This is a genomic window from Virgibacillus sp., from assembly GCF_013393565.1.
Classification (GTDB): Bacteria; Bacillota; Bacilli; order Bacillales; family Amphibacillaceae; genus Virgibacillus; species Virgibacillus dokdonensis.
In genome coordinates, this window is record NZ_JABXHF010000114.1 from 1 (window position 1) to 7,045 (window position 7,045).

Sequence of the window (7,045 nt, forward strand, 5' to 3'; positions counted from 1 at the left end):
CTGCTGATGGGCTTGATGAGAAGAGGAATCTTGCCTTAGCGAGTGGAGATTTGCCAGATGCATTCTATGCTGCAAATGTTTCCATTTCAGATATTCAAACATACGGAGCGCAAGGAACTTTTATTCCGCTAAATGATTTAATGGAAGAGTATGCTCCAAATATTTCAAAGGTGCTTGATGAAAATCCTGACATTAGAAAAGGTCTTACATTCCCAGATGGTAATATTTATTCTGTCCCAACGGTATATTCTCCAGATTTCTTATCATTGTTAATCGGTGCAAAAAGTTGGATTAATGGAGATTGGTTAGAGCAATTAGGAATGGAAAACCCAGAAACAACAGAAGAATTATATGCGTATTTAAAGGCTGTAAAAGAAACAGATCTGAATGAAAATGGAAAAAATGATGAAATTCCACTTAGTAGCGTAGCAGAAATGTCGCGTATTATACATTGGATTTCCGGCGCATTTGGTGTTCAAAACAAAGGTCAATTGCATACGCTTATTGATGAGGATCCAGCAACGGGAAATATTCGTTTTTTCCCTGTATCTGCGTCTTATAAAGAAATGCTCGTCTATTTAAATCGGTTATTTGAAGAAGAGTTGATTGAGCAGAATATTTATACACTTGAAGTAGATCAGCATTTAGGAAATGCTGCAGATAACTTATACGGTGCTGTACAGTTCTTTAATCCTATTGAATTATATGGTGATGACGTTGGCGGTCAGTTCATACCAGGAAATGCACTTGAAGGTCCGAACAGGGATAAAATGTATACAGGAATAACTTCTCCATTACGCTCCTTAGGTAATTTTATTATTACAAGTGAGAATGAGAATCCAGAAGCAACACTGAAGTGGCTTGATTATTTTTGGAGTGATGAAGGAGCAAAAATGTTTTTTATGGGAATGAAAGGCGTCACTTATGAAGAAACGGATGATGGCCCGCAATTAGTGGAAGAAATAACCAATAATCCTGATGGGTTAACGTTAACACAAGCTTTAGCGCAATATATTATCAATCCTGGTGGTAATCATCCAGTTATGGTGACGGATGATTATTTTACAGGATCTGAAAATGCACTATCAGATAAAGAAGCTGCTAAAAATTTAGAGCCCCATCTAATAGAAGAAATATGGCCAAGCTTCACTTATACTGCTGAAGAGAACGAGGAATTATCCATTCTGCGAACAGACTTGGAAAAATATGTTAATGAAATGCAAGCCGCATTTATTACGGGTGAAAAAGATTTTTCAGAATGGGAAAGTTATGTGGAAACGGTAGAAAATATGAACGTAGATAAGTATATGGAAATACAGAAGCAGGCTTATGACCGTTATAAAGAAAATTAACCCTTAAATTATTTAAATACTTAAACGGTTTGGCGTGATGTATTATAGTTAGTCAACGTCATCCTTGTCTCGTATAAATTTTTTGAATAACCTTTAAAAAGAAAAAGTAAGGGGATATAATAGCTTTCTCTTCATCGGTGTGAAGTGTGAAACGTGTTTATGACACGAAATGTAGAGGAAGCTTTTTACATACTTATTAGAGCACTGCTGCACCGTAATTACATCTGACGTAGTAAAGCAATCGTTCGCTTAGAACGAAAGGTGCGACTCCTGTAAAAAAAAGCATCCGTATCCCGACAACACAATAAGCGCTTTTTGCCAGGAAGGAGCTCAAACAGCGTCCGCCTGTAGTGAAAAGCGATAGGTTAACGCACAGATACAATTTCGAGTAGGAAAAAAATGGCGGATTAGTAACGCCTAAATACTTTGTGAGGAGGTTTAAAAATGAGAGCAACCAAATCAGAAGCTTCTCTTCCTAATCAATCTAGAACTTATACCATAAAGAAAAAATTGTTGAGGAACTGGCAATTGTATGTATTTTTGGTCCCAGCGCTTGCTTATTTTATTACTTTACACTATGTGCCAATGTATGGTGTGCAAATTGCATTTAAAAACTTTATTGCTACAGAAGGAATTTGGGGGAGCCCATGGACAGGATTTGATCATTTTACTCGATTCTTTGATTCCTATTATTTCTGGAGACTGCTGAAAAACACATTGTTATTAAGTGCTTATCAATTAATTTTATTTCCTTTACCTATTATATTGGCACTTTCATTAAATGAGCTAAGACCAGGCGCTTTTAAAAAATGGGCGCAAACCTTAACCTATGCACCTCATTTTATCTCTGTTGTTGTCGTCGTAGGAATGATTGTTATCTTCTTAGATCCAACTATTGGGTTGGTGAATAGAATCATTGTTGCTTTAGGTGGCGAGTCCATCCCGTTTTTAACAAGCCCGGATTGGTTTCGACATGTCTTTACTTGGTCAGGAGTTTGGCAAACGTTGGGGTGGAGTTCGATTATATATTTAGCTGCGCTTTCCGCTGTTAGCCCAGAATTACATGAAGCTGCAAAAGTAGACGGTGCAACACGTTTGCAACGAATAATGCATATTAACATTCCGAGCATTCTACCAACCATTGTTGTTTTATTTATATTAAATATTGGATCTTTCATGACGGTAGGTTTTGAAAAAGTTTTATTAATGCAAAACAATCTGAATATGTCCACTTCCGATGTCATTCAAACGTTTGTTTATCAAACGGGATTATTAGAGGGACAGTATAGTTTTGCGGCAGCCATTGGGTTATTTGATTCAGCTATAAATATTACATTACTCTTGATATTTAATTATTTAGCAAGAAAAACAACAGATTCTAGTTTATGGTAAGACCTGCGGTAATATGTCAAGTGAAAAATAATTAATTATACCAAGTTACTTGGAACGTAAGGCGACGACTCCAACGGTAATAGCATGAGACTTGATACCCCACGGCGAACGGTTTTTGTGAGGGAGGAGGCTCACAAGCAGCCCTGATGAAAGCGTCCGCCTGCAGTGGAGAGTAACGAGGCGCTAGCAGATACAATTTGTATGAATGAGTCAAGATTGAGCAGAAGAAAAAGTGATGCCTAAACATACTATACGAGGAGGTATAGGAATGAAAAGAGTTACCCTATCAGACACGTCATTCGATATATTAAATACACTATTTTTACTTATTATATTGGTATTAATCGTATATCCGCTAGTTTTTGTTTTAAGTGCTTCTATTAGTGATCCTACTGCAGTAAGCTCTGGTGAGATGTGGTTGTGGCCTGTAGACATTACGTTTGAAGGTTATCAGCGAGTTTTTGCTGAAGCGTCGATTTGGAGAGGATATGGGAACACGATTTTATATACATTAGTAGGTACAGCCATTCATTTGTTTGTTCTTTTGCCATGTGCCTATGCTTTATCGAGGAAAGAACTGATGGCAAAAAAAGCTATATTATGGTTTTTTCTGTTTACAATGCTATTTAATGGTGGTCTTATTCCGACTTATCTTATAGTGAAATCTTTAGGTATGCTAGATACCATGTGGGCAATTGTTATTCCAAACGTTGTAGGTGCTTGGTCGATATTAGTAGCACGTACTTTTTTTCAACAAAGCATTCCTGATCAGTTGGTTGAAGCTGCAAAAATTGACGGTGCTTCTGATTTTTATATTTTTATAAGGGTGGTTTTACCTCTTTCTCTTCCTATTATTGCAGTTATGGCTTTATTTCATGCAGTAGGTTTATGGAATCAGTATTTTAACGCCTTAATTTATTTATCTGATAGAGATAAATTTCCATTGCAGTTAATTTTAAGAGAAATTTTGGTTGTAAATCAGATGCAGTTAACCGATCCTACAGCAGGTGGAGGGGCAGAATCTCTCGTAGATCAAGTGAAAACAGCAGGCTTAATTAAGTATGCCGTAATTATCGTTTCCTCCCTTCCTTTATTACTTGTGTATCCTTTTATTCAAAGATATTTTGTGCAAGGGGTTTTAATTGGATCAATTAAAGAATAAATTTATTTGAACGAAAGGGGAGGACTACAATGAGTGGGTTTATAGCAGGCTATTATCATTTCTCGGTGTGGGTTACTAGGTTCGCCTATTTAAATTTTTTATGGATCATATTTTCAGTTGCTGGATTACTTGTATTCGGAATTTTACCTGCTACTGCTGCTATGTTTTCGGTTGTTAGAAAGTGGATGAATAAGGAAACAGATATACCAATATTTTCAACCTTTTGGAGGTCATATCGAAAAGAGTTTAGCAAAATAAATGTATTAGGATACGTTATTTTAGGAATTGGCTATTTGATGACGATCGAGTTTCAAATCCTTCGTTCTCAAGGGCATATTGCCTATCTTATTGCTAGTTTTGGAGTTATCGGTCTGTTTTTAGTGTATATGATTATACTCCTTTATATTTTTCCGATTTTTGCACATTTTAAGTTGAAATCGTTGGAATATATAAAGTGGGCTTTTGTTATTGGCATAGGCCATCCACTCTTAACTGTATTCTTAATGGGGGTTACTAGCGGTTTGTTTTATTTTATCTACCTAACCATTCCAGCTTTACTATTTTTCTTTGGTGGGAGTGTGTTTGCTTATATTGTAACATGGGGAGCGCAGCAAACGTTTTCAAAGTATGAGCAAGCATGACATTCTATGTAAGAGAAGTTATACAACTAGCTAATAAATCGTTATATAGAGATTCACACTTCTTGTTTAAACAGTTGTTATTTCATAAGATTGTCATGTCTTCTATTCCTTCTTTCACCGCTTGATAAATAATCTTTGTTATAATAGAATACACAAGAATACACTATTCTATTATGATTTATAAAGTAAATCTCCATCTGGAACGAAATGAATGGAGGAGTCAGGTATGTCGAATAATAAGCAACAAACAGCTGTATGGATTGAACTTCATACGACGATTAATGACAATGGACAAAAAGAATTTCACGAAAGCAAACAGACTGGTACGCTTTATCAAAAAGGAAATATAGACGTGCTGACGTTTGAAGAAGTATTAGAGGATGCGTCTGTTGTAAAAAACATGATTACGATTCAACGTGAAAAAGTCAACTTGAAGCGTTCGGGTAATGTTACCATGAATCAGCAATTCCATATCAATCAAACGACAGAGAATGTATTAAAGCATCCTTATGGCAATATACATATGGAAACTTATACGACAGCTATTGTCTATGAACCGTTATCGTCAACAAAGAATGGCAACCTGCAAATTGCTTACGATCTCAAACTAAATGGACAAGATGCGAGACAGCAAACGCTCGACTTAGTTATAAAAGAGGAGGACAAGGCATGAATGTCTTAACACAGACAGAAGAAGCGTTAAAGCAGCAAATTAAGGAAGCCGTATTAAAGGCAAAGCTTGCAAGTGAAGAACAAATACCCCTAATTGTTTTAGAAAAGCCAAAGGATAAAATCATGGAGATTTTGCGACTACAATTGCCATGCAATTAGCTCGAATAGCGAAAAAAGCACCTCGGTTGATTGCTGATGAGATCGTGAATCATCTTGATCAAACAGAATCTGCGATTGAGAAAGTAGAAATTGCCGGACCAGGATTTATTAACTTTTTCATGAAAGAGGACTTTCTTGGCTCTATTATCCCTACAATTATAAAGGAAGGGGATGCATATGGAAAGTCAACGGCAGGTCAAAATAAACGCATACAAGTAGAATTTGTATCTGTTAACCCACCCGGGGATCTTCACCTAGGTCATGCACGCGGAGCGGCATTTGGAGATGTACTTTGTAATGTGTTGGCTGCAGCAGGTTATCAAGTAGAACGAGAATATTACATTAATGATGCAGGCAATCAAATAGATAATTTGGCACTTTCTGTGGAAGCACGTTATTTACAAGTGCTTGGTCAAGACGCTTCTATGCCTGAAGATGGATATTACGGTGAAGATATTATTCAGATTGGTAAAAAATTAAGTGAAGAGTATGACGATAAGTGGGTACATAGCGAACGAGAAGAGCGCCTGGCCTTTTTTAGAGAGTACGGATTAAATTATGAATTAGGAAAAATTAAAGAAGATCTAGAAAGCTTTCGGGTGACCTTTGATTCATGGTTTTCGGAGAGGTCCTTATACAAAGAAGGAAAAATTCCCGAAGCGCTTCAGGTTTTAGATAAATATACATATGAGAAGGACGGAGCTACTTGGTTTCGTTCAACTGAATTTGGTGATGATAAGGATCGCGTTTTAGTTAAACAGGATGGAAGCTATACGTATTTAACCCCGGATATCGCGTATCATAAAAACAAGCTGGATCGCGGGTTTGATCAAATTATTAATGTTTGGGGAGCAGATCATCATGGATATATTCCTCGTATGCGTGCAGCTATTCAAGCATTAGGGTATCCAGTTGACAAGTTCAGTGTCAAGATTATTCAAATGGTTAATCTATATGAGAATGGCGAAAAGCTAAGGATGAGTAAACGAACAGGTAAGGCTGTTGCACTGCGTGAATTAATGGAGGAAGTTGGCGTAGATGCTGTCCGTTATTATTTTGTTATGCGTTCAAATGATTCACAACTTGATTTTGACATGGATTTGGCGCGCTCTGAGTCGAATGATAATCCAGTGTTTTATGTACAATATGCTCATGCGCGAATTTGTACGATGTTAAAACAAGCGGAGGCAAAGGGATTCACGATTGATGATTCTGTAGATGTATCAGTATTAACTACAGAAAAGGAAACAGACTTGTTAAAGCAACTAGCTAAGTTTCCGCAAGTCATCGCTGATGCTGCAGAAAAACAAACCCCACATAAAATAACACAGTACGTCTTTGATCTAGCGAGTTTACTGCATAGCTTTTATAATGCAGTGAAGGTTTTGGATATAGAGAATCAGGAGCTAACAAAAGCCCGTATTCTTTTAATGAAGGCGGTCAAGATCACGCTTGCTAATGCTTTAAGAGTACTTGGTGTTACTGCACCAGAAAAAATGTAGAATGATGGTTTCACCACTACAAAAAAGAGGCTGGGACGTAACTAAAACAGCTGATTAAAAAACGAACAATAAATCGTCCTTGTGTATACGCAAGTTTTTAGCGTAGTCAAAATATGTAGACTCCTGCGGGAATAGCTCGAGCTGAAGATCCCGCAGGAAAGCGAT

General features: G+C 36.9%; 5 protein-coding genes and 1 pseudogene. All 6 read left to right on the forward strand.

Annotation, left to right across the window (positions count from 1 at the left end; all coding sequences use genetic code 11):
* On the forward strand, positions 1–1,352 hold a 1,352-nt coding region (locus HLX49_RS16765), incomplete at its 5' end, for a type 2 periplasmic-binding domain-containing protein (protein ID WP_296363325.1).
* A gap of 444 nt (positions 1,353–1,796) precedes the next feature.
* Positions 1,797–2,744, forward strand: a complete 948-nt coding sequence (locus HLX49_RS16770) for an ABC transporter permease (protein WP_296363327.1) — start codon at positions 1,797–1,799, stop codon at positions 2,742–2,744.
* Positions 2,745–3,012: 268 nt separating this feature from the next.
* Positions 3,013–3,906, forward strand: a complete 894-nt coding sequence (locus tag HLX49_RS16775; protein WP_296363329.1) for a carbohydrate ABC transporter permease — start codon at positions 3,013–3,015, stop codon at positions 3,904–3,906.
* 29 nt (positions 3,907–3,935) lie between these two features.
* Positions 3,936–4,547, forward strand: a complete 612-nt coding sequence (locus tag HLX49_RS16780) for a YesL family protein (RefSeq protein ID WP_296363331.1) — start codon at positions 3,936–3,938, stop codon at positions 4,545–4,547.
* Between the two features lie 226 nt (positions 4,548–4,773).
* Entirely contained in the window at positions 4,774–5,220 is a 447-nt protein-coding gene (locus HLX49_RS16785) for a YwiB family protein (RefSeq protein ID WP_296363333.1), read from the forward strand.
* Positions 5,217–6,880: pseudogene (argS, locus tag HLX49_RS16790) on the forward strand (arginine--tRNA ligase). Before HLX49_RS16785 ends, argS begins: the two are co-directional and overlap by 4 nt.
* Positions 6,881–7,045 lie beyond the last annotated feature (165 nt).